The organism is Streptomyces virginiae, assembly GCF_000720455.1.
Classification (GTDB): domain Bacteria; phylum Actinomycetota; class Actinomycetes; order Streptomycetales; family Streptomycetaceae; genus Streptomyces; species Streptomyces virginiae.
Genome location: NZ_JOAK01000006.1, coordinates 104196 through 127057 on the forward strand (window position 1 = coordinate 104196; position 22862 = coordinate 127057).

Here is a 22862-nt window from a genome sequence, read left to right on the forward strand (position 1 = left end):
CCCTAGGGTCGGGCCATGCGTTTTCACCACGTCGACGTCTTCACGGACCGCCCCTACAGCGGCAACAGCCTCGCGGTGTTCCCCGAGGCGAGCGCGCTCACCGGCGCGCAGATGCAGGCCGTCACCCGGGAGCTGCGGCACTTCGAGTCCGTGTTCCTGATCCGCGACGGGGCGGCCGGAGGGACCTGGCGGGCACGCGTCTTCGACCTCGCGGGCGAGCTGGACTTCGCCGGGCACCCGCTCGTCGGCGCCGCCGCGGTCCTGCACGACCTCCACGGCGCCGCCGACACCGGGGTGTGGACGCTGCGGCTGCCGGCCCGGACGGTGGAGGTCGCCACCCGGCGCCGCGGGCCGGGCCGGTACGCGAGCCTCCTCGACCAGGGTCCGGCCGTGTTCCTCGGCCGCCCGGACCCGCGCGGCCTCCCGGCCCTGTTCGGCCTCGAACCCGGCGACCTGGACCCCGCCCTGCCCCCGGAGGTCCTCTCCACGGGCCTGCGCTACCTGGTGCTGCCCGTGCGCGGCGACGCCCTGGCCCGCGCCCGTGTGGCCGCGCCGCTCGACGTGCCGCTGGCCCGTCTCGGCGCCGAGTTCGCGTACGTCCTGGACGCGGCGGAGCGCGAGGGGCGGCACTGGACCAACGACGGGCTGGTCGAGGACGTGGCCACCGGCAGCGGCGCCGGCTGCGCCGCGGCGTACCTGCGCCGGCACGGCCGTAGTACCGGCGACGGCGAGGAGTGGATCCTGCGCCAGGGCCGCTTCACCGGGCGCTCCGGCGCCATGCGTGTGAGCGCGGTGGGCCGGGACCCGGACGTCCGTGCCGTACGGGTCGGCGGCGAGGTCGCCTTCGTGGCCGAGGGCCGGCTGCGCGAGCTGCCACCGCCCGCGTAGGCGACGGCCGCCCGGACGCGTCGCCGCCCCGATCGGGTGAACAGATGAGCGAGTCCCGGCCGCCTGCCCGCCCGCCGCGGGGGCGGCCGGAACACTGGCGGGGGACGGGGACCTGGTCGAGGACGCGGGAGCCGCTGTGGGCGTGGTCATCGGTACGTGGAACGTGGAGAACCTCTGCCGCCCCCTCGCCCCGGGCAGCCCGCCCTCCGGCAGGTGCGCCGCCAAGGACCGGGCCGCGTACGAGGCGAAGCTGGAGGGGCTTGCCGCCACCGTCGACCGCCTCGCGCCCGATCTGCTCGGCGTGCAGGAGGTGGGCGGCCCCGAGGCGCTGGCCGACCTGGTGGAACGGCTGGACGGCGACTGGCACACCGCCCTGTCGAAGCACGCCGACCGCCGCGGCATCCGGGTCGGCTTCCTCAGCCGCCGGCCGCTGACCGTCACCGAGGACCGCACCGCCTTCCCGGAGCACCTGCCCCGGGTCCAAGTCGAGGACGACGGGACCACCATCAAGCGGATGGGCCGCGGGGCGCTGGCCGTGCGGTGGAGTCCGGTGGCCGGGCACAGCGTCGACGTGGTCGTCTGCCACCTGAAGTCGAAGCTGCTGACCTTCCCCGGCAACCGGCACAGCACCGACGACGAGGAACTGCGCGCCCGCTACGGCGCGTACGCCCTGTACCGGCGGGCCGCGGAGGCCGTCACCCTCCGCGCCATGGCCGACCGGCTGCTCCAGGGCGACGGCGCCGCCCACGAGGTGATCGTGATGGGTGACCTCAACGACGAGTTCGAGGCCGCCACCACGCAGATCCTGTACGGGCCGCCCGGCTCCCAGATCGGGACCGGGGGCTTCAGGGACACCGACCTCGGGGACCCGAGACGGCTGTGGAACCTCGCTCCGCACGTGCTCGAGAAGGGCGGGTTCTCCCGGGTCTTCGAGGGCCAGAAGGAACTCATCGACCACATCCTCGTGAGCCGGGGCGTGTTGGACCGCGTGGAGAAGGTCTTCACGGGACACGAGCGGCTGCCGACCGTGGAAGAGGCGCGTCCGGCCGCCGCGCACGACAGTCCGTCGGACCACGCACCGGTCCTCGCGGAGCTCGTCTACTGATTCCCGCGTTAAGCGCTGATGAACACTGCCGCCCCTCCGGGCCGAGGAAAGATGCCCTGGTCAACTGCATTGTCCGCCAGATGAGTTACTACCCAGAAGACATGGAACGTCGCTCAGAGTTCGGGTACCTTCCATCACGTCGCCGCCACACCCGGGGCACAGGGCCCCACGGGACTTGCGGCGCAAAGGACCCGACCCCTGTTGACGACAGCAACCGAAGTCTTCACAGTCCGTCCGTACACCCCGCACTGCCAGGTGATCACCGATGAAGGTGATCACGCCGTCATCGGCATCTCGCCGGGCAACAGCTACTTCTCGGCCCAGCGGGTCAACGACCTCGCCCAGTGGGGCCTGCGCAACTTCGCCCAGGTCGACCTCATTTACACCGACATGCACGTCGCGGAGATGTACGAGGCCCTCGGATACGGCGAGGACGAAGCACGCCGCAAGGCGGTGAAGAACCTGCGCGGCGTCCGCGCCAAGGTCAACAACGCCGCCGCCGAAGCCGACCCCACCGGCGCCCGCCTCCGGGCCCGCCCGATGTCGTCCCTCACCGACATCCCGGCGTACCGCACGCTCCACAACCACCTGAACAACCTGCTCGACATCGACCCGGAGTTCCGCGAGACCTGCAACTCCCTTGTCGACGCGTTCCTTTCCTCGAAGGTGCTGGGCGGGAAGACGGCCACCACCCGTCAGCGCGAGGTCTGCCTGGAATACGTCTGCGCCGAGGCGCCGCTGTTCCTGGACACGCCCGCCATCCTGGGCGTGCCCTCCTCCCTCAACTGCTACCACCAGCTCCTGCCCATGGCGGAACTGCTCTACTCGCGCGGCTCGGGGCTTCGTGCCTCACGCAACCAGGGCCACGCCATCATCACCCCCGCCGAAGGAGACTCCGATGACCGCTGACACCCTCCTCGACTTCCCGTTCTCCGCGCGCGGCGACCAACTCCCCGCAGAGGTCGAGCAGTTGCGGGACGAGCCGGTCAAGCGCGTCCGTACGATAGCCGGCGACGAGGCATGGCTCGTCTCGTCCTATTCGCTCTGCAAGCAGGTCCTCGAAGACCCGCGGTTCAGCCTGAAGGACACCTCCGCCCCCGGCGTGCCCCGCCAGTACGCCCTGACGATCCCGCCCGAGGTCGTCAACAACATGGGCAACATCACCGGAGCCGGCCTGCGCAAGGCCGTGCTCAAGGCGATCAACCCGAAGACCGACAACCTCACGGGCTGGATGCGCGACCAGGCGAACACCCTCGTCGACAGCATCCTGCGCAGCGGTGCGCCGGTCGACCTGCGCGGAGAGTTCACCAACCCGTACGCGGAGAACCTCCACTGCCGCATCCTCGGCATCCCGGAGGCCGACGCCCCGCGCCTGGCCGCCAGCCTGGACATCGCGTTCATGAACTCGGCCTGCCCCGTCACGGGCGCCAAGCTCAACTGGGACCGCGACATGGCCTACATGGTGGAGCGCCTCGACGACCCGGCCACCGTCGGGCTGATGGCCGAACTCGCCGCGCTGCGCGAGGACCCCGACTACGCGCACCTGACGGACGAGATGCTGGCGACCGTCGGCGTCACGCTGTTCGGCGCCGGAGTCATCTCGACCATGGGCTTCCTGACCATGGCGATCGTCTCGCTCCTGCAGAACCCCGACGTGTGGGAGCAGCTGCGCAAGTCCCCGGAGAAGATCCCCTCCGCCGTGGACGAGCTCCTGCGCGTCAACCTGTCGATCGCCGACGGCCTGCCGCGGCTCGCACTGGAGGACGTCACCCTCGGCGACGTCGAGGTCAAGAAGGGCGAGCTGCTGCTCGTCCTGGTCGAGGCCGCCAACACCGACCCGGCCGTCTACTCCGACCCGCACGTCTTCGACATCGACCGCGCGAACGCCGGTACGCACCTGTCCTTCGGCGGCGGACCGCACTACTGCCCGGCCACGGCGCTCGGCAAGCGGCACACGGAGATCGCCATCGAGGTGCTGCTGGAGAAGATGCCCAACCTGCAGCTGGCCGTGCCGTTCGACCAGCTCGTGTGGCGCACCCGTTTCATGAAGCGTCTGCCGGAGCGGCTCCCCGTCCTCTGGTGACGGCGCCGGCGCGCGGCGGCGCGCCCGCACGTTGAAGACGGCCCCGGCCGGGGGGAATCCGGCCGGGGCCGTCGCCGTGCGTACGGGGGGCGTACGGGCGGCAGCGCGCGGGCGGCTGCTGCGGCTGCGGCTGCGGCTGGGGCTGGGGCTGGGGCTGGGGCTGGGGGCTCAGCGCAGGAACGCCGCGGTGGCCGCCACGAAGCGGCCGGCGTCGTCGAGCCAGGGGTAGTGGCCCGCTCCCGGCTGTACGACGAGCGTGGCGTCGGGGAACAGTTCCGCGCACTCGGCGACCGCGCGGGGCGGGCTGTTCAGGTCGAACTCCCCGGCGAGCAGGAGGGCCGGGGCGCGGAGCGCCGCGAGAGCGGTGCGGGTGGCCTCGGGGTCGAATGCGCCCTCGGCTCCGAAGTGGGCGACGGCCGCAGGATTGTCCGGACGGCCCGCCGTGTGGTGGCGCCGCGCCTCGGCGTCCCAACGGCCGTAGAAGAAGGGGGCGATGGCGTCGCGGTCGCCGCCGGCTCCCTCGATGAGGTCCTCCAGCGCGGCGAACGCCGCCGGGAACCACGGTTCGTGCGCGCGCAGCCGGGCGACTTCCCGCCGGGTGTCCCCGGTGATCACCGTGCCGACGGCCCGGGTGCCGGGTGCGATCAGGGCGAGCCGGCCGATGCGGTCCGGGTACCGGGCCGCGTACTGCGTCGCGGGGTTGGCCCCGGCGGAGTGGGCGAGCAGATCGATCCGGCCGAGGCCGAGACGCTCGCGCAGGGCCTCGATGTCGTCGACGAGACGGTCGCTGCGGTAGGACGAGGTGTCCCGCGGGACCGCGGAGCGGCCGGTGCCGCGCAGGTCCATGACGACCAGGCGGCGGTGGGCGGACAGGCCGCCGAGGTCGCCGAGGTAGGTGGAGTCCGCGGGTCCGCCGGGGATGCACAGGACCGGCTCGCCGCGGCCGTGAGTGCGGTAGGCGAGGAGGGTTCCGTCGCGTGCGGTGAAGGTGGAGGGTGCCATGACGCGGATCCTGACAGTCATAACCAGGTTGTACAACCTGGTTATGACGAGAGGGCGCTCGGGGTGTATAACCGGGTTGTGGAAGAGGAAGACGGAAGACGGCACGGGCCGGAGGCGCTGACCGAGGACGAGGCGGCGCGGATGCTCGCCGGGATGAACGAGGTCATCCGCGCGGGCGAGGAGATGCGCAGGCTGCGCACCGAGATGATCAGACTGTTCGCCGGTTTCGGCTGGACGCAGGACACGATCGCGCGGATCACCGACATGAGCCAGCCCGCGGTGTCCAAGCAGATCGCGCGGTGCGCGGCCGGCGAACCGACGCCGCTCCTGGGACTCGCCCTCGACCAGCCCGACGCGGCATGGCTCGAAGGGCGCCTGTGGGCGCTCGCGGAAGAGGTCTCCGAGACCCTGGACGCGGCGCGCTGCACGCGCTTCGTCGGCGCCCTCGCCAGGGGGCGCAAGCGGTTCACGCCGGAGAGCTCCGACGAACTGCGACGCCTCCTCGAAGAGGACCTGCGGCGGGGCGCCGCCGGGCTGCCCGCCGCCTTCCGGGCCGCGTACGACGAGATCAGCCGCGGCCTCGACGTGGGCCCGAAGCCGGCTGTCGCCGGGTCGGCCCCGGCGTCGGTGCGCCGGGCCGTCGCCCGCCAGCTCCAGCGCGACCGCCTCAGGGGCGACGCATGAGCGACGCGGCGGGGCGGGGCCGGGCGGGGGCGTGCGGGTCACGCCCCCGCCCGGCCCACACCACCCCAGGTACCGTCAGCCCTCCGCCAGTACCTCCCGGATGACGTGACGGGCGTTGCGCGCCATCGCCGGATTCGTCGTCCGGTAGTAGGGCAGCGCGATCACGGCCTGCGAGAGCGTCCGTCCCCGGCCGCGGATCCAGGTCGCGTCGTCCACGCCGAGCGCTGCGCGGAAGTCCCCTCTCACGGCGGCGGGCAGCAGGTTCCACGCCGGGAACAGGTCGCACGCCGGGTCACCCACGCCCGTACACCCGAAGTCGATGACCGAGGTCAGCCGGCCGCCGTCCACCAGGACGTTGCCCGGCATCAGGTCGCCGTGCAGCCACACCGGCGGCCCGTCCCACTCCGGGACCCGCAGCGCGTCCTCCCACACGGCCGTCACGGCGTCGCAGTCGACGCCCTCCTGCGGGATCAGCCTCAGCTCCCCGATCGCCGCCCGGGTCGCCGCGTCCAGCGAGGCGAGCGGCCCGCCGCGGTGGGCCCGCGGCGCCCCGCGAAGGGTGATGCTCCGCATCGCCGTGACGAAGGCGGCCAGATCACGGGCCAGCGCCTGGGCGACGGGCCCGCCCAGGGCCCCCGCCTCCGGGTTCTCCCCCGCCAGCCACCGGCAGACCGACCACCGCCAGGGATACCCCTCCGCGGGCGCGCCCTCCCCCAGCACCTGCGGGACGGCCGTCGGCAGCCGGGGAGCGAGGCGCGGCAGCCAGTACCCTTCCGTCACCACGTCCTCGGCCCCGCCCTCGCACAGGGGCAGCCGTACGGCCATGTCCTCGCCGAGCCGGTACATGGCGTTGACCGTGCCGCCGGACGGGAACCTCTCCACCTTCATCCCCGCCCACTGCGGGAACTGCCCGGCCAGCAGCCGCCGTACGAGGTCTTCGTCGACGGGGTGCTGCCCGGGGTGCATCTGTCCTGTGCTCACGACAGTCATCCGACCCGTCGGGACCGGCCGGGGTCAAACGGTTTCCCCGGCCGGTCACGCCCGTCGCGTGGCGGGCCGCCCGGTCAGGGCCGGTCGTACCAGGAGAACGCCGCGATCCGCCAGCCTTCCGCGGTGCGGACGAACTGGATGGTCTTGGTACCGCCGCCCTCGAACGGTTCGCCGTCCAGCACCCCCGACTTGCGGTACTCGCCGAACCGCGAGGCGATGTCGCCCGCGATGTCGGTGCGTTCGGAGGTCTCCCACTCGGAGAACTCCACCAGCCGGCCCCCGGCGAGCAGTTCCCGGCGGGGTTCGACGAACTCGTCCACGGTGTAGACCGTGAACCGCGGGCCGGTCATGACGATCACCGCGCCGGGCAGGGCGAGCCTGCGGATCCGGGCCACGTCGGCGGCCTTGCCGCCCCGGTTGTCGAAGGAGCCGAAGAACTCGGCGGTCACCTTGTCGATCTCGGCCTTGGACATGGACGCGACACTAATTCGCCGGGTCCGCCGTCCGCAATCACCGGGAGCGGCGCCGGGCGAGCGCACGGGCGTACAGGAGGTGGCCGACGGCCTCGGCGGCGAGCAGCAGGACGACGAGCCAGGGCGCGAGCGTGCCGGCGCCGAGGACGACGAGCAGCGGAACGGCGATTCCGGGGACGGCCCACACGGCGACGGCGCGCAGGGGGCGGCCGAAGCGCACGGCGATGCCGGCGTGGGCGAGGTGGTAGAGGGCGAGGCCGCCGGCCAGCGCCCAGACCGCGCCGCGGGGCAGGTGGGCGTGGCCGGCCTCCTCGACGGCGGTGGCCAGTCCGGCGGCCATGCTGATGACGGCGGCGGTGACGAAGAAGTGCAGGAAGCCGCTCACGTCGCGGGCGAGCAGGTAGGCGCGGCTTCCCTCCGCCGAGCCGAGCATCAGCTCGGCCGAGGTCGAGCCGAAGTCGAAGTACGACCACCACAGGGCGGCGAGCAGGACGAAGCCCAGGGTCGCCACCGCGCCGGCCTGCGCCGTCCACGCGTGGTCGGTGGAGGTGACCAGGGCGATGACCGACTCGCCGAGCACGATGATGACGAACAGGCCGACGCGTTCGACCAGGTGCCCGGTGTGCAGCCGGCCGGTGACGCCGCGGCCCCGGGCGGTCAGGAGCAGCACCATCTCGGCGGTGAGCAGCACGGCCCAGACGGCGTACCGCCAGGGCAGGGACACGGCGGCCGAGGCCGCCCACAGCAGGGCGGAGACCAGGCAGTAGCTCAGGGGCCGCCAGCGCGGGACGCGCAGGGCGGCGGGGAGGCGGGTGGCGGGCCACCACAGTCCGAGCAGCACCAGCCGGGTCCCCGCGTAGCCGAGCGCGTAGACCGCGGCCCGGCCGGCGTCACCGGCCGCCTCGGGAACCGCGGCGGCCATGGCGGCGAGGCAGAACATCGCGGAGAGCATCAGCAGGCGGCGGCGCGGGCTGTCGTCCTCGAAGAGGTTGGCCGAGACCGTCAGGTTGATCCACATCCACCAGGGCGGGAAGTAGAGGGCCAGGAAGACGGCGAAGTCCCGTGGCCCGGGATCCCCGTGGAGCGAATGGGAGAGCTGGGCGGCGAACGCGACGAAGACGAGGTCGAAGAACAGTTCGAGCCAGCTGGCATGGCGGTCCGCGTGCGGTTGCCGTACGGTCTGTGCGCTCATCGGGCCGCCAGTGCCGTGGTGATCACCAGGGGCGGCCCGGCCCGCTCCGCCGGCCATGGCCGGGCGGCGACGAGGTCCGGGTCGGCGACGGCGACCGCCTCGTCCACGGTGGGCCGGTGCTGGGCGACGTCGCGGAAGCGGGCGCGCTCCAGCAGCGCCGGGTAGAGGCCGACGGGCCAGGCGTGGTTGCGCATCTCCTGCCAGGATCCGTCGGTGCGCCGGAGCCGTACGGTCACCGGGTCGCCCGGCGCGTAGGTCTCGCCCGGCTCGCCGATCCGCAGCGAGGCGTATTCGGTGCCGCTGCAGGCGGGATCGGTGGTCAGCAGGACCAGCGGGGCGGCCGGCCGCAGGAGCCGGCGGATCTCGGTGAACACGCCGAGCAGGGCGTCCTCGGTCGGCAGGGACGCCAGCACGTGGTTGCACATCACGGCGTCCGCGCAGCCGTCGGGCAGGTCCGTCACGCGCCCGTTCTCGACCAGGTGGTACTCCGCCACCGCGGTCGCCGAGGCGCGGGCAAGGTCCAGCATCTCCGGGGAGGTGTCCGCGCCGAGGACCCGGGCGCCCAGGACGCGGGCCGCGTGGTCGGCCACCTTGCCCGGTCCGCAGCCGTAGTCCACCAGGACCTGTCCGGCGCCGATGTGTCCGGCCAGTGCCCGCAGGACGAACGGGTAGCCGAGGAGCCAGTCCGTGGCCGCCTCAACGGCGGCGAAAGCCCGCGCGCCCTCATGGCCGGACCAGGCGGTGCCCTCGGGGGCGCCACCGCTCGGCCCGGTTCCCTGCGACCAGTCGCTCACAGCCCCACTATCGGCCCACCAGGGCCGTACGGCACCCTCACGACACGGGTGCGGGAAATCGTCAGAGGGTGATCCAGTAGCGCCGCTTGGGGCCGATCAGGGTCTCGCGCACGTCCTCCAGTACGCCGCCGCCGCGTTCGATGGTGCGGACCGACCCCTCGTTGCCGGGGTCGCAGGTCAGCAGGACGCGGTCCATTCCCATGACACGGGCCTCGTGGAGGACCGCGGACAGGGCCCAGGTGGCGAGGCCCCGCCTGCGGGCGGAGGGGCGGATGCTGTAACCGATGTGGCCGCCGGCGTCGAGGAGGAAGCCGTTGAGGTAGTGGCGCAGGTCTATGGCGCCCAGGTAGGTGTCGCCCTCGGCGATCCACCAGTACGTCGCGTGGACGCGCCCGTGGTCGACCGGCGCCGAGCGGTCCTCGTACCGGCGCAGCTTCTCCGTCCAGGCGGCGAAGCCCTCCGGGCTGTCGACGTCGTCGTCGGAGCCGAGCCCCGCGCCGTCCATGTGGGCGTCGGCCCCCCATTCCTCCTGCGCGGCGGTCCAGGATCCGTGCAGGCGGGGGGTGGGGGCGATGAGCTCGGGCATACCTCGGACCCTAACAGTCGGATCATCCGACCCGGTCAGCCGGACTTCGGCTCGGACGGCTTGTGGCCGGGGTACACGTTGCCCGGGGTCACGATGCTGGTGATCGCCTCACCGAAGAGCGTGCTGGGTTCCTGGCCGTCGTGCAGGATGTCGGTGTTGAGGATGACGACCATGGTCGCCTGCGCCTGCGGGAGGTAGACGCCGAGGCTCTCGTAGCCCGGCAGCGAGCCGTTGTGGCCGATCCAGCCCTGGACGTCGAAGAGGCCCAGGCCGTAGCCGGCACCGGGAATGCCGACCGAGGTGGTCTTCAGGCGCTGGGCCTGGGTCGCGGGCGTCAGCAGCGTGCCGGTGGCGAGGGTCCGCGCCCAGCTGCGCAGGTTCTGCAGGTCGGAGATCATCGCCCCGGCCGCCCAGGCCCAGGACGGGTCCCAGTCGGTCGAAACCTCGACCTTGCCGGTGGCGGTCTGGTCGGTGTAGCCCTGCGCGTGCGGCCGGGGGAACTCGGCGCCGGTCGGGAAGAAGGTGCGGTTCAGTCCGGCCGGCTCCACGACGTCCTTGTCGATGACCTCGGCGAGCGGCCGGCCGGTGACCTTCTCGATCACCAGGCCGAGCAGGACCAGGTTGGTGTTCGAGTACTGGAACTGTGCGTTCGGCGCGAACTGCACCGGGTGCTTGAAGGAGTAGTCGAGCAACTCCTGCGGGGTGAAACGGCGGTCGGGGTCGGTGGTGAGCGCCTTGTCGAAGGCCGGGTCCTCGCTGTAGTTGAACAGCCCGCTGCGCATTCCGGCCAGTTCGCGCAGGGTGATGCGGTCGCCGTTCGGCACGCCGGAGATGTAGTCGCCGATGGGGTCGTCCAGGCCGACCTTGCCCTGGTCGACCAGCTGCAGGAGGGCGGTGACCGTGAACGTCTTGGTCTGGCTGCCGATGCGCGTGTTGAAGTCGGTCCGCATGGGCGCGCCGGTCGCCTTGTCGGCGACGCCGAAGGCCTTCACGTAGCTGCCCTTGCCGGGCGCCCACAGCCCCACGATCACGCCCGGCACCCCGGCCTCGCGCATGACCTGCCGGACGGCGGCGTCGAGTTGGAGCGCCACGGCCGGGGTGAGCTGCTTGAACTCCCCGCCCGTGTCGGGAGAGGGGGTGGCGGAAACGGACGGTCCGGGGGTCGGCGCCCCGTACGCGGTGGCCGTGACGGCCCCGGTGAGGAGCAGGCCCGCCGCGGCGGTGGCCGCGCAGGCCCGGCGAAGCCGTGTGTGCGTCGTTTTCACCAATGCCTCCTGCGGTACGAGGACCAGGGCAAGGCATGCACGGTCAGCGTAGGCCCGTACCGGTGGGGCCGCGAGGCGAGCCGTCGCCCGGGGTCAGTGACCTGGCGCGGGCGATGACCAGGGCGACGTCGTCGTGGTCGTCGGGGCGGCGCAGGGAGTCCAGGAGCCGGTCGCAGGTCTCCTCCAGCGGGCGTCCGGTGTCGGCGAGCAGGTCCAGGAGGAGGTCGAGCCGTTCGTCGATGGGCTGGTTCCGGGTCTCCACCAGGCCGTCGGTGTAGAGGACCAGTTGGTCTCCCGGTGCCATGGCGACGGTGGTGGCCTCGAAGGGGATGCCGCCCACGCCCAGCGGTGCGCCGGTGGGCAGGTCGAGCAGCCGGGGTGCCTGGCCGGAGCGGATGAGTACGGGAGGGAGGTGGCCGGCGACGGCGATGCGGCACTGTGCCCGGTGCGGGTCGTGGACGACGTAGACGCAGGTGGCGATGGTCTCCTCGAGGGCGGCCGTGGTGCGGTCCAGTTGCTGGAGCACCTGGGGCGGGTCGAGGGCGAGTTCGGCGAGGGTGCGCGTCGCGGTGCGCAACTGTCCCATGCTGGCGGCGGCGTTGATGCCGCTGCCCATGACGTCTCCGATGACGAGGACGGTGGTGTCGTCCGGTCCCGCGATGGCGTCGAACCAGTCGCCGCCGATCTCGCTGCTGGCGGCGGCGGGGCGGTAGCGCGAGGCGACTTCCAGGCCGGGGGTCGCCGGCGGGTGGTGGGGCAGGAGGTGGTGCTGGAGCGCGAGGGCGGTGTGGTGCGCGTTGCGGTACCAGCGGGCGTTGTCGATGCACACGGCGGCCCGTGCGGCCAGTTCGCCGGCGAGCACGATGTCGTCGTCGTTGAAGGGCAGCGGGTTGCGGGTGCGTTTGAGGTCGAGGGCGCCGAGCACCTCGCCGCGGGCGATGAGCGGCACGGCCAGGTACGAGCGCAGGCCGGCGCGCGTCAGCAGGGAGGCGGCGTTGCTGTCACGGGCGATCCGGGAGATGTCCCTGGCCTGTACGTGGGCGACGAGGACGGGATGGCCGGTCGTCACGGACTGGGTGACCAGCCGGTCGGCGGCGTAGCGGGCGATGTCCCCCGGGGGGTCCGCGGCGCGGACGGCCTCGCTCGGGTAGGCGGCCGCGACGGCGAGGGCGCGGAACACCGCGGGCTCGTGGGCCGAGGACCTGAGGGTGGGCCGGCCTTCGAGGACCGAGTCGAGGATGTCGACGGCGGCGATGTCCGCGAGCTCCGGCACGACGACGTCGGCGAGCTCGCGTGCGGTCTGGTCCAGGTCGAGGGTGGTGCCGATACGGACGGTGGCGTCCGCGATCAGGGCGAGGCGGCGGCGGCTGCGGGCGATCTCCAGGGCCGCCTGGTGACTCTGGGTGACGTCCACCACGGAGGTGGCCAGGCCCAGGACCCGGCCGGTGGCGTCCTCCAGCCGGTAGTAGGACACCGACCAGGCGTGTTCGGCGCGGTGCCCGCCGTGGGTGCGGCCGGCCGTGAACTGCTCCAGGAGCGGCGTGCCGGTGGCGAGGACCTGGCGCATCGCCGATTCGGCGGCCTCCGTGTCGTCGAGGAAGGACAGCGCCTCCCGGACGCCCCGGCCGATGTGCTCGGAGGCGGGCAGCCCGTTGATCCGCTCCAGCGTGGGGTTGACCAGGACGTAGCGCAGCTCGGTGTCCAGGACCGCGAGCCCGATCGGGGACTGGGCCACCAGGCGGGCGGACAGGGCGAGGTCCCGCTCCAGCTGGCGCAGCGTGGTGCGGTCGGTGGCGATGCCCAGGGCGTACAGGTCGCCGCGTTCGTCGAGCAGCCGCATGTTGCGGAACTCCACGAGGCGTGTGCTGCCGTCCTTGTGCCGCACCGGGAAGGCGCCCGCCCAGTCGCCGGCACCGCCCATGACCCGGGCGAACAGCTCCGTCACCAGGCCCACGTGCTGGGGGGCGGCGAGCAGCCGGGCGGCGGGCTGGCCCAGGGCCTCGGCCGCCGTCCAGCCGAACAACTGCTCGGCCTGCGGGCTCCACAGGGCGACCCGGCCTTCGGCGTCGAGGACGACGGCCGCCACGTTCAGGACGTCGAGCAGCCCGCTCGGCGGGGCGAGGCCGGCCGTGGCGGGCCGCCTCCCACTGCCCCCCGACCCGTCGATCGCACCCATCGGCGATGCTCCCTTCCGGCACCGTCGGCCCGGCGGCCACCCGCCCCGGGCCGTTCCGGCCCCCCGTTCGGGGCGGTCCGGGCCGGTCCGAGGCGCACGGTTACCTCTCATCGTCCCCCCGAAACCGCCGGGAAGCGTCCCGAGCGGGCGTGACCGGGCCCCGCCACGACCGCGTAGGCTCGGCGGATGGCGAAATACTTCGACGTGCACCCCGAGAACCCCCAGCGGCGCACCATCGACAACGTGGTCGACATGATCCGCTCGGGCAAGCTCGTCGCGTACCCGACGGACTCCTGCTTCGCGCTGGGATGCCAGCTGGGCAACCGGGACGGCATCAACCGGATCCGGTCCATCCGCAATCTCGACGACCGCCACCACTTCACCCTGGTGTGCCAGAACTTCGCCCAGCTGGGGCAGTTCGTGCAGATCGACAACAACGTGTTCCGCGCCATCAAGGCGGCCACGCCCGGCAGCTACACCTTCATCCTCCCGGCGACCTCGGAGGTGCCGCGCCAGCTGCTGCACCCGAAGAAGAAGACCGTCGGCGTCCGCATCCCCGACCACGTGGTCACCCAGGCCCTGCTCGCGGAGCTGGGCGAGCCGCTGCTGTCCAGCACGCTGCTGCTGCCGGACGAGGCCGAGCCGATGACGCAGGGCTGGGAGATCAAGGAGCGGCTCGACCACGAGGTGGACGCCGTACTGGATTCGGGTGACTGCGGCACCGAGCCGACCACGGTGATCGACTTCTCCGGCGGTGACGTCGAGATCGTGCGCCGGGGGGCCGGGGACACCTCACGGTTCGAGTAGGCCGTTCACGGGTCGGTGCGTACGTCCGCGTAGGGGCCCAGGTACCGGAACGCGCCCTTCTCGGCCCGGTAGAGATGGGCGAGGGAGTCTCCGCTCAGGGCCCGGGTCCCGGTGTCGAAGGCGACCGTCTTGGCGAGGCCCTGGTACGTCGTGCGGAAGATCCGGCGGGACAGTCCCGCCCGGCCGCGCCCCTCCCCCTCCAGCCCGGTCAGGGCGGTGGCCAGCAGGCCCACCGCGTCGTACGCCTCGGTGGCCCAGCGGGCGGGCGGTTCGCCGTACGCGCTCCGGTGGGCCGCGACGAACTCTTCGGCGGCCGGGGTGACCAGGGGGTCGGTGTAGAGGGCGCTGAACACCCAGCCCTCGGCCGCCGGACCGGCCGCGGTGAGGAAGGCCGGTTCCATGGCGTGCTGGAGGCCCACGCGCGGTCCCGGGAAGCCCGCGTCGGTCAGCGTGCGGGCCAGCTCGGCCGCGCGCTGCGGCGAGGCGCCGACGTACACGACCCCCTCGGCGCGGGCTTCGGTCAGGGCGCGCACGGTGTCCGCGAAGTCGGACCCGCCCTCGGGGACGCGGTGGACGCTCACCGTGCCCCGGGCCGGGGGGCTCTGCTGGAACACCCTGGTGACCTGCCACGCCGGTGATCCGTCGGCCGCGTCCTCCACGACCGCCGTGCGGCGCGAGATCCGCACCTGGGACAGGTAGTGCAGGGCCGGGAGGCCGAGGCCCTCGTCGCTCGGGCGGGTGGCGCACACCGTGCGCCAGAGCGTCGTGGCGTTCTCCGGGCTGTTCACCGACACCAGCACCAGGGCGAGGTCCGCGGCCAGGCAGGCGCCGGCCACCTCCGGCAGGGCCGCGTCCCAGGTGGGGCCGACGAGGGCGAGCACGGCCGGATCGGCGACCAGCTCCTTGACGGCCTGCGCGGCGCGCTGCGGGTCCCCGCCGTCGTCGGCGACCCGCAGGGCCAGCCGGAAGGCTGCGTCGGCCCGGGTGTTGTGCCGGTCCACGGCCAGCCGCATGCCCCGCTCGTGCGCCTGGCCGGTCGCCCTGCCGGGCCCGGTCAGGTCGGCCTGCAGGCCGAGGGTCAGGACCGGCAGGTCCCGGCCGGCGTCGGCGGGCGGGGCGCCGCGGCCGCCCGGCCCCCGGGTGGTGAACCAGGCGATCGGCGCGGCGGCGGCGACCAGGGCTCCGCCGGCCGCGAGCAGCCTCCTGCGGGTGAACTGCCGGGCGGGCTCCGGGGCGTCGATCCGGGTGGGTTCGGGAGCGGGCAGGTCCAGGGCCCGGGTGGAGCGTTCGGCGATGATCCGGGGCAGCGGGGCGGGCAGCCAGTCCGCGGCCGCCGCGGGGCCCGCGCCGCCCTCCTCGGGCCCCAGGAGGGCGGTGAGCTCGCCGAGCGTCGGCCGGTCGCCTGGTTCCTTCAGCAGGCAGCCGCCGACCGCCTCCCGCAACTCCTCGGGCAGCGAGCCGAGTTCCGGCTCCTCGTGGACGGTGCGGAAGACCACCGCGGCCGCGTGCCCGCCGCCGAACGGGCCGGTCCCGGTCGCCGCGTACGCCAGCACGCAGCCGAGGGAGAACACGTCGCCGGCCGGTCCCGCGACGGGACCGCCCGCGCGGGCCAGCTCGGGGGCCAGGTAGCCGGGAGTGCCGACGACGGCGTCCGCGGCCGTGAGCGTGGTCGCGCCGGCCGCCCGCGCGATCCCGAAGTCGATCAGACGGGGCCCGTCCGGGGCCAGCAGGACGTTGCCGGGCTTGACGTCGCGGTGGATCAGCCCGGCCCCGTGCACCTCGGCCAGGGCCTCGGCGAGGCGTGCGCCCAGGATCCGTACGGTCCGGGCGGGCAGCGGACCGTACCCTCCCACCGCCTCGGCCAGTGAGGGGCCGGGGACGAACGGGGTGGCCAGCCACGGTTCGCGGGCCTCGGGGTCGGCGGCGATCACCGGGACCACCCAGCGTCCGGTCAGCCCGCCCGCGGCCTGCGCCTCGCGGCGGAACCGGGCCCGGAAGGCGGGGTCCGCGGCGTGGTCGGCGCGGATCACCTTGACGGCGACGAGGACGCCTTCGGGGGAACGGCCCAGGTAGACGGTGCCCATGCCGCCCGATCCCAGGCGGCCCAGCAGCCGGTTCCCGCCGATCGCGGCCGGATCGGCGGGGAGGAGGGGGCGCATCGGCCGCTATCCCGCCGCGGGGTCGGCGGCCGGGCCCACGTAGCGGATCCGGCCGCCTTCCACCCGGTGGAGGAAGTAGGTGTTGCCCTTGACCGTTCGGTCCTCGCCGAAGGCGTACTCCTTGGTCAGGCCGCGGAAGGTGCCCTGCGCGAGGGCGGTCAGCAGTTCGGCGCGGGCCGGGCGGCCGCCGCCGCGGGCCGCCGTGACGAGCCGGTCGATGACCAGGCCGGCCGCGTCGTAGGCCTCCGCCGTCCACACGTCGGGCGCGGTGCCGTACGCCGCCTGGTGCGCGCGGGCCAGCTCGGCGGTCTCGGGGGCTTCCGGGCCGGTGTACGGGGCGACGAACTGCCAGCCCTCTGCGGCCGGGCCCGCCGCGGCGAGGAAGTCCGGGCCCATGGAGACGTAGTCGGCGGCCCGGTGCCCCCGGTAGCCGGCGGCGGCCAGCACGGTGGCGGTCCTGGCCGCGCCCTGCGGGGTGCCGGAGTAGAAGAAGGCGTCGACGCCGTGCGCGAGCATGTCGGTGACGACCGGCGAGAGGTCCTGGGTGCCGCGCGGGACGACCCGCGGGTAGACGGTGGCTCCGGGGACGAAGCCGGCGATGGTGCGGCTCGCGTTCAGGATCGCCTGCCAGCCCTCTCCGTCGCCGTCCCGGTCGCACAGGACGCCCAGCCTGCTCACCCCCTGCTGGCGGGCCAGCGCCTTGTTGAGGGCCGAGCCCTGGATGAAGGAGATGGGGCCGAGCTGGAAGAAGCTGCGGCGGTCGGCGACGCTGAAGGCGCTCGCCAGGGCCGAGACGGTGAGCAGGGGCAGGGCCGCCTCTCCGTACAGTTCCAGGCAGGGGGTGACCGTGGCGTTGCCGGTCGGGCCGATCACGGCGAGCACGTCCGGGTTCGAGATGAGGCCGGTGGCGGCGGCCGGGGCGCGGTCGGCCGCGCCCGCGTCGTCGGCGGTGGCGACGGTGAGCGTGAAGGGTTTGTCCTTGCGGGAGTTGAAGGCGTCGACGGCGAGCCGCACCCCGCGTTCCTGTGCCAGTCCGGCGGCCTTCTGCGGGCCGGAGAGGTCGGCCTGTACGCCGATCACCCACGCCCGGGGTGCGGCGGCCGGTGTGCCCCCGGGGTCGTCGTCCTCGCGCAGGGCCAGCCAGGTGGCGGTGCCGCCGCCGATGGCGAGTACGGCGCCGGCGGCGAAGCCGAGGAAACGCCTGCGGGACGGCGCCGCGCCGGTGCTGCCGGGTGCGGGGGCGGCCTTGGGGTCGGCGACGGTCTCCTCGATGCCGGGCAGGGCCAGCAGGGCGGCGGCCCGTTCGGCGATCGTGGCGACGACCGGGTCGGGCAGCCAGTCGGTGCCCTCGCCCGGGGTGTCCTCGGTGAGGGCCTCGTCGAGCCCGGCCGCGGTGGGGCGGACGTCGGGGTGCTTGGCCAGGCAGGTCCGCAGCAGGCCGGTGAGTTCGGGGTCGGCGAGGAGTTCCGGGCCGAGGTCGGGCTCGTCGTGGACGGTGCGGTAGAGCACGGCCTCCACGGTACCGGCGCCGAAGGGCAGCCGGCCGGTGGCGGCGTACGCGAGGAGGCAGCCGAGGGAGAAGACGTCGCCGGACGGTTCGGCGGGGCGGCCCTCCGCCTGCTCGGGCGGGATGAAGCCGGGGGTGCCGAGGACGGCGTCCGCTGAGGTCAGGGCGGTGTGCTCGCCGCCGCGGGCGATGCCGAAGTCGATGAGCCGGGGCCGGTCCATGCCGAGGAGTACGTTGCCGGGTTTGACGTCGCGGTGGACCAGGCCCTGCGCGTGCATCACCTGAAGGGCTTTGGCCAAGGCCTTGCCGAGGATCCGTACGGCGCGCAGCGGGAGCGGCCCGTGGGCGGAGACGGCCTCGGCCAGGGAGGGGCCGGCGACGAAGGAGGTGGCCAGCCACGGTTCGCGGGCGTCGGGGTCGGCGCCGGTGATCCGTACGGCCCACGGGGTGTCGACCTCGGCGGCGATCTCGGCCTCGCGGCGGAAACGGGCCCGGAAGTCGGCCTCTTCGGCGTACTCGGCGCGGATGACCTTGACGGCGGCGAGCGCGCCGTCGTCGGTGCGGCCGAGGTAGACGACGCCCATGCCGCCGGCACCGAGCCGTCCGAGGAGGCGGTGGCCGCCGATCCGGGACGGGTCCGAGGGGTGCAGCTGTTCCATCAGCCGGCCGCCTTTCCGAGCGCCTGCTTGGCCTGCGCGATCATGCGGCTGTTGCCCTGCACGACGAGCTGGGTGAGGGTCTCCTGCTTGAAGCCCTCGGCACCCTTGCCGGCGATGGCCACCGTGACGGGGCCGAACTGCGCCTGGTACCAGAAGTAGCGCTGGGGTTCGCCGCCCTGGGGGCCGACGTACGTGCCGAACTCGCTGAAGGCGTCCTCGCTCCAGTTGTTCATCTGTTCGCCCTGGTGGTTCGCGGTGCCCAGGAGTCCCTTGAGGTCCTCGCCCTCGCGCAGCTTCTGGTCGGGGCAGCGCACGACCTCCTCCATGGCGCGGGCGGTCTCCCAGCCCGATTCCGCCCGGTTGTGGTGGACGGTCACCGTGGCGTTGATCCGGACGCGGCCGTGGCCGTTCCCGGCCGGGACCTCGAAGTAGCGGGTGTTGGTGGCGAGTACGTCCTGCGGCAGGTCGCTGGTCTGCCACACGCACTTCTCGTCGAGCACGGGCCAGCGACCGGGCCGGCTCTCGAACGGGGTGCGGCGCACGACGTCCGGGCCGAAGGCGTCCTCGACGATGACGATCCGGTCGAGCAGCGCCCGGGCCTCGGCGGCCGTCTTCGGCTGCTTGGACTCGTCCAGCTCCGGTACGAGGGAGACGGCCGAGGCCCCGGGTGAGGGCGCAGCGGTGGTCGCGGGCGGTGCGGATGAGGCCGCTGACGCGGCCGGGGCGCGGCTCGTCGCCTCGCCTTCCGCCGTTCCGCCGACCGTACAGCCGGCCATGACCATGATGAACAAGCCTGTCGCCGCGCAGCCGCAGGCGCGCAGCGCGACATCACGTCGTGTCACATTTCCCCCCACGGCACGGATCGTACCCCGCCGTGGGCGCGCGCAACTGGCTTATGCACAACCGTTGTTGGCGCACGAAATGCGACGTTAGAACAGGCGGTCCATCGTCCAGGCGGATTCGTGGCGGGTGAAGCCGATGTGCGGGTAGTAGTCGACCGCGGCGGGCGCGGAGAGCAGGACCACCTTCGCCTCGGGCACCGCTTCCCGGGTGACCCGGACGAGGTCGCGGCCCACACCCCTGCCCTGGTGGGCGACGTCGACGGCCAGGTCGCCGAGGTAGGTCGAGTAGGCGCCGTCGGTGATCGAGCGGGCGATGCCGATGAGACGGCCGTCCTCGTCGCGGGCGACGACGACCAGGTTGGCTCCGGCCAGCATGCGGGCGAACCGCTCCACGTCGTGCACGGGGCGCCGCTCGGCGAGGGTGGAGGCGCGGTAGACGCCGAGCACCTCCTCGACGTCGAGGTCGGCGCCGATGACCCGCTCACACTTCCACATACCGGTGCAACTCCCTGCTCGGCTCTTCGAGTCGGCGTCCCGGACGCGTGCCGCCGCCAGGGGACCCACTCTCGCAAGTAATAGCTGAAAATGCATTGGGATTATTACACGTCGGGGCGGCTGACATACAAACCGGTGGACCGGTATGTATTGCCCGGGAGGCGGGCATGCTGCAAGGGCTCGCGTTCTCGGGAAGGAGCGATGTGCTCACTCAGGTTCTCGACCGGATCCGACGGCTCCTCGGACGCTCCACCTCCGCCTCGACCTCGGCCTCGACCTCCGCCCCCACTCCCGAACGTGACAGCGCCGGCCCGGCGAGCGCCCGTGCCCCGGTCTTCACGGCGGACTTCGGCTCGACCCGCCAATGGGTCGCCGGCCGTTCCTGGGCCTATCCGAACGGCGGCCCGACCAACCCCGGCGACAACAAGCTCGACCACCTCGTCGCGGACCCCTCCTTCAGCCGCAGCGGCACCTTCCGGGCCGTCCGCCGCCCCGACGGCAACTGGAACACGGGCCTGTTGACCACCGAGGGCAGTGAAGAAGGCTTCATGGTGCGGACCGGGGACGTGCTGGAGTCCCGCGTACGACTCCCCGCCGAGCTCGGGGCCTGGCCCGCGATCTGGACCTGGCTGGACGGCGACAACGAGATCGACGTCTTCGAGTACCACCCGGACAACCCCGACCTCCTCGAACTGTCCAACCACGTCAAGGGCGGCTCCCGTTACCACCGCGACCCGTCGGTGGGCCCCGGCCGCTGGGTGGACCTCAAGGTCGAGTTCGGGTCCCGTTCGGTCGTGTGGTGGGTCAACGGCAAGCAGGTCTTCGCCGACCGGCGCGGGGTGGGACGCCGCTGGCGCGCGTACCTCATCGTCAACCTCTCGGTCTGCGCGGGCCGCTACCACCCCGCCCCCGACCGGGCCGTGTCCGAGATGTCGTTCGAGGTGGCCTACCTCCGCGTGATCCGCCCCTAGGGAGTGTCCGCGGGGAGCACGACGGTGTCGGTGGTCCGTCGGCGGTGTGTCGGTGGGGGGCGGGAGCGTGGGGGCCGGGCCGCCCGTGGGGGCGGCCGGCCGCCACCGCATGGGAGCCCGCCCTGATGCCGTCCACCTCTTGCACCCCGCCCTGGAACATCCACCGGCTGCCCGCTGCCGACGGGCGGGTCTTCCTCGTCACCGGAGGCAATGCCGGCATCGGGTACTTCGTCGCGGAGCAGTTGTCGGCGACCGGGGCCACCGTCGTGCTCGGCTGCCGGGACCCCGGCCGGGCCGAGGCCGCCACGGCGTCGATCCGTACGCGGGTCCCGGGCGCGCGGGTCCGGGCCGTACGGCTGGACCTCGCCGACCTCGCCTCGCTCGACGCGGCCGTGGAGTCGCTGGCCGAGGACCGCCTCGACGCGGTGGTCCACAATGCCGGTGTCGCGCTCGACGACCCGCCCCGCCGGGTGACCGGGGACGGTCACGAGCTCATGTTCGGCACGAACCACCTCGGGCACTTCGCCCTGAGCCGGTCGCTGATGCCGCTCCTGTCGGCCGCGCCGGCGGCCCGCGTCGTGACCATGGGCAGCTTCGCGGCCAAGTCCGAGCGGCTCGACCTGGACGACCTGCAGTCCCGTACGGACTACCGGCCCCAGCGCGCCTACGGACGCTCCAAGCTGGCCCAGATGTACTTCGGCGTCGAACTCGACCGCCGCCTGCGCGCTGCCGGGAGCACGGTGGCGAGCGTGGTGGTCCATCCCGGCGGCGCACTGGACTCCCTCACCCCGTCGCGGCCGCCGTTCCACGTGCGCGGCGCCGGCGCACGATGGGCCACGGCACCGGCGGCCCTGGTGCTCCAGGGCAAGCACGCCGGCGCCTGGCCCGCGGTCCGGGCGGTGCTCGACCCCGCCGTGCGCGGCGGCGAGCTGTGGGGACCGCGGGTGTTCGGCCTGCGGGGCGAGCCCCGGCGCGAACCGGTGTGGAACCACCTCGCCGACCCCCACGTCGCAGCCCGGTTGTGGGACATGAGCCGCGACCTGACCACCTAGGCTAGGCCGTGTCGGCCGCTGGGGCCGCGCAGTTCTCGTGGCCCCAGCGGCTGCCGTTCTTGGCGATCATGTCGCCCACGGCGTACGGCTTCCCGCAGGGGCAGCTGCCGGGGAACTTCGCCTTGATCGCCCGGCTCCCGCGGCCCGTGGCGGAGCCGGCGGCCGCTCGCTTCTTCGCCGTGGCGGACTTGCTCCGCGCGGGCGCGGCGGGCGCCGGAACGGGCAGGTCGGCGTTCCCGAGGGCCGTGCCCGCGGCCTCCTGCCGCAGCGCCGCGTCGCTGGCGGCCTGGTCGGCGATCGCGTTGAGGTGGTCGCCGTCCTCGCGGTGCGCGGGAACGTACCGGAACGTCACGTCGCGGTCGGCCAGCAACCGGTCGATCTCCTCGACGAGTTCACGGTTGGCGACGGGTTGGCCGGAGGAGGTCTTCCACCCGTTGCGCTTCCAGCCGGGCAGCCACTGCGTGACGGCCTTCATCGCGTACTGCGAATCCATCCGCACCTCGACGGAGGTACCGGGCGCCAGCGCCTCCAGCAGCCGCTGGAGCGCGGTGAGCTCTCCGATGTTGTTGGTGGCCCGTCCCAGCGGACCGGCCTCCCAGCGCTCCGGGCGTCCTTCGGCGTCGGCGATGACCCATCCCCAGCCGGCGGGCCCGGGATTACCCTTCGCCGCTCCGTCACAGGCGGCAATGATGCGATCAGACATCCCCCGATCATGCCTCATCCCCGGGGCTGCGCGGCCCCCGGTCCGTCCTCGGCGAGCAGCCCGCACGTGTCGAAGTTCATGCATCCACAGGCGAGGCAGTCCGCGACGGCGTCGCGCAGCATCTGCGTCTGCCGGATGAACAGGTCCAGCTCGGGGAGCTTGCTCTCGGCGAGGGCGCGCCACTGCCGGGTGGTGCCGCGGTCCCCGTCGGTGTCCAGCAGGGCGCGGATCTCGGCCAGGGTGAAGCCGGCCCGCTGCGCCATCTTGATCAGGGCGATCCGGCGCACGGTGGCGACCGGGTAGACCCGTCGGCCCGCCGCCCGCTCGGCGGACGGCAGCAGGCCGACGCTCTCGTAGTAGCGCAGCCCCGAGGGCCGCATGCCGACCCGTCGCGCGAGCTCACCTATGCCGAGCTGTCGCACCGATCAC

Annotated in this window: 22 protein-coding genes; 8 read left to right on the forward strand and 14 right to left on the reverse strand. The window is 73.4% G+C overall.

The genetic code is table 11. From position 1 onward, the window contains the following. The first annotated feature begins 15 nt into the window (after positions 1–15). The 4 genes from IG86_RS0112485 to IG86_RS0112500 all read left to right on the forward strand — a co-directional run bounded on the left by IG86_RS0112485 (position 16) and on the right by IG86_RS0112500 (position 4076). On the forward strand, positions 16–888 hold the full coding sequence (locus tag IG86_RS0112485) for a PhzF family phenazine biosynthesis protein (protein ID WP_030896759.1): 873 nt from the start codon (positions 16–18) through the stop codon (positions 886–888). Positions 889–1030: 142 nt separating this feature from the next. Then, positions 1031–1993 (forward strand): endonuclease/exonuclease/phosphatase family protein, encoded by a 963-nt coding sequence (locus IG86_RS0112490; RefSeq protein ID WP_030896761.1) that lies wholly within the window; start codon positions 1031–1033, stop codon positions 1991–1993. Between the two features lie 201 nt (positions 1994–2194). Beyond that, on the forward strand, positions 2195–2902 hold the full coding sequence (locus IG86_RS0112495; protein WP_078658634.1) for a cyclodityrosine synthase: 708 nt from the start codon (positions 2195–2197) through the stop codon (positions 2900–2902). Further along, on the forward strand, positions 2892–4076 hold the full coding sequence (locus tag IG86_RS0112500) for a cytochrome P450 (RefSeq protein ID WP_030819807.1): 1185 nt from the start codon (positions 2892–2894) through the stop codon (positions 4074–4076). The genes IG86_RS0112495 and IG86_RS0112500 overlap by 11 nt, the downstream gene beginning before the upstream one ends. Positions 4077–4244: 168 nt before the next feature. Here the strand turns inward: IG86_RS0112500 and IG86_RS0112510 are convergent, their stop codons facing one another. Beyond that, positions 4245–5099 carry an alpha/beta fold hydrolase gene (locus IG86_RS0112510; RefSeq protein WP_385871578.1) on the reverse strand — a complete coding sequence of 285 codons (855 nt, stop codon included), beginning with the start codon at positions 5097–5099 and terminating at the stop codon, positions 4245–4247. 57 nt (positions 5100–5156) lie between these two features. On the opposite strand from IG86_RS0112510, the gene IG86_RS0112515 reads away from it, so the two are divergent. Beyond that, complete coding sequence (locus tag IG86_RS0112515; protein ID WP_037847783.1) at positions 5157–5762, forward strand: hypothetical protein; 606 nt, start codon at positions 5157–5159, stop codon at positions 5760–5762. Between the two features lie 75 nt (positions 5763–5837). On the opposite strand, the gene IG86_RS0112520 is transcribed toward IG86_RS0112515, so the two are convergent. From IG86_RS0112520 to IG86_RS0112550, 7 genes are all read right to left on the reverse strand, one after another. Beyond that, positions 5838–6728 (reverse strand): aminoglycoside phosphotransferase family protein, encoded by an 891-nt coding sequence (locus IG86_RS0112520; protein ID WP_030819814.1) that lies wholly within the window; start codon positions 6726–6728, stop codon positions 5838–5840. A gap of 98 nt (positions 6729–6826) precedes the next feature. After that, on the reverse strand, positions 6827–7225 hold the full coding sequence (locus IG86_RS0112525) for a Cif family virulence factor (RefSeq protein ID WP_030819816.1): 399 nt from the start codon (positions 7223–7225) through the stop codon (positions 6827–6829). Positions 7226–7262: 37 nt separating this feature from the next. Next, on the reverse strand, positions 7263–8417 hold the full coding sequence (locus IG86_RS0112530; protein ID WP_030896767.1) for a low temperature requirement protein A: 1155 nt from the start codon (positions 8415–8417) through the stop codon (positions 7263–7265). Continuing rightward, a complete protein-coding gene (locus tag IG86_RS0112535; RefSeq protein WP_030896770.1) occupies positions 8414–9211 on the reverse strand; it encodes a class I SAM-dependent methyltransferase in 798 nt (265 codons plus the stop codon). Before IG86_RS0112535 ends, IG86_RS0112530 begins: the two co-directional genes overlap by 4 nt. Positions 9212–9272: 61 nt before the next feature. Then, positions 9273–9797, reverse strand: a complete 525-nt coding sequence (locus IG86_RS0112540; protein ID WP_030819823.1) for a GNAT family N-acetyltransferase — start codon at positions 9795–9797, stop codon at positions 9273–9275. Between the two features lie 35 nt (positions 9798–9832). Further along, positions 9833–11062, reverse strand: coding sequence for a serine hydrolase domain-containing protein (locus tag IG86_RS0112545; protein ID WP_078905880.1), 1230 nt, complete (start codon positions 11060–11062; stop codon positions 9833–9835). A 43-nt stretch (positions 11063–11105) separates the two neighbouring features. Next, on the reverse strand, positions 11106–13238 hold the full coding sequence (locus IG86_RS0112550) for a SpoIIE family protein phosphatase (protein ID WP_051785116.1): 2133 nt from the start codon (positions 13236–13238) through the stop codon (positions 11106–11108). Positions 13239–13424: 186 nt separating this feature from the next. Between IG86_RS0112550 and IG86_RS0112555 the strand changes: the two genes are divergently transcribed. Further along, positions 13425–14045, forward strand: coding sequence for an L-threonylcarbamoyladenylate synthase (locus tag IG86_RS0112555; protein WP_030819830.1), 621 nt, complete (start codon positions 13425–13427; stop codon positions 14043–14045). 5 nt (positions 14046–14050) lie between these two features. On the opposite strand, the gene IG86_RS0112560 is transcribed toward IG86_RS0112555, so the two are convergent. The 4 genes from IG86_RS0112560 to IG86_RS0112575 form a co-directional block, all read right to left on the reverse strand. Beyond that, on the reverse strand, positions 14051–16204 hold the full coding sequence (locus tag IG86_RS0112560) for a bifunctional serine/threonine-protein kinase/ABC transporter substrate-binding protein (RefSeq protein WP_030896777.1): 2154 nt from the start codon (positions 16202–16204) through the stop codon (positions 14051–14053). A gap of 6 nt (positions 16205–16210) precedes the next feature. After that, positions 16211–18370, reverse strand: a complete 2160-nt coding sequence (locus IG86_RS0112565; RefSeq protein WP_030896779.1) for a bifunctional serine/threonine-protein kinase/ABC transporter substrate-binding protein — start codon at positions 18368–18370, stop codon at positions 16211–16213. Further along, the gene (locus IG86_RS0112570) at positions 18370–19212 is read right to left on the reverse strand and encodes a hypothetical protein (RefSeq protein ID WP_157854811.1); all 843 of its coding nucleotides are present in this window, start codon (positions 19210–19212) and stop codon (positions 18370–18372) included. The genes IG86_RS0112565 and IG86_RS0112570 overlap by 1 nt, the downstream gene beginning before the upstream one ends. Positions 19213–19299: 87 nt before the next feature. Next, positions 19300–19707 carry a GNAT family N-acetyltransferase gene (locus tag IG86_RS0112575; protein ID WP_030819838.1) on the reverse strand — a complete coding sequence of 136 codons (408 nt, stop codon included), beginning with the start codon at positions 19705–19707 and terminating at the stop codon, positions 19300–19302. A gap of 203 nt (positions 19708–19910) precedes the next feature. Here IG86_RS0112575 and IG86_RS0112580 point away from each other — a divergent pair, with 203 nt between their 5' ends. Both IG86_RS0112580 and IG86_RS0112585 read left to right on the forward strand, forming a co-directional pair. Further along, complete coding sequence (locus tag IG86_RS0112580; RefSeq protein WP_234316310.1) at positions 19911–20678, forward strand: LamG domain-containing protein; 768 nt, start codon at positions 19911–19913, stop codon at positions 20676–20678. Positions 20679–20803: 125 nt separating this feature from the next. Beyond that, positions 20804–21730: an SDR family NAD(P)-dependent oxidoreductase gene (locus IG86_RS0112585; protein ID WP_030896783.1), complete on the forward strand. Its 927-nt coding sequence runs from the start codon at positions 20804–20806 to the stop codon at positions 21728–21730. Position 21731: 1 nt separating this feature from the next. On the opposite strand, the gene IG86_RS0112590 is transcribed toward IG86_RS0112585, so the two are convergent. Both IG86_RS0112590 and IG86_RS0112595 read right to left on the reverse strand, forming a co-directional pair. Next, positions 21732–22433: a ribonuclease H family protein gene (locus IG86_RS0112590; RefSeq protein ID WP_030896784.1), complete on the reverse strand. Its 702-nt coding sequence runs from the start codon at positions 22431–22433 to the stop codon at positions 21732–21734. 14 nt (positions 22434–22447) lie between these two features. Continuing rightward, positions 22448–22855 (reverse strand): MerR family transcriptional regulator, encoded by a 408-nt coding sequence (locus IG86_RS0112595; protein WP_030819846.1) that lies wholly within the window; start codon positions 22853–22855, stop codon positions 22448–22450. Positions 22856–22862: the final 7 nt, after the last annotated feature.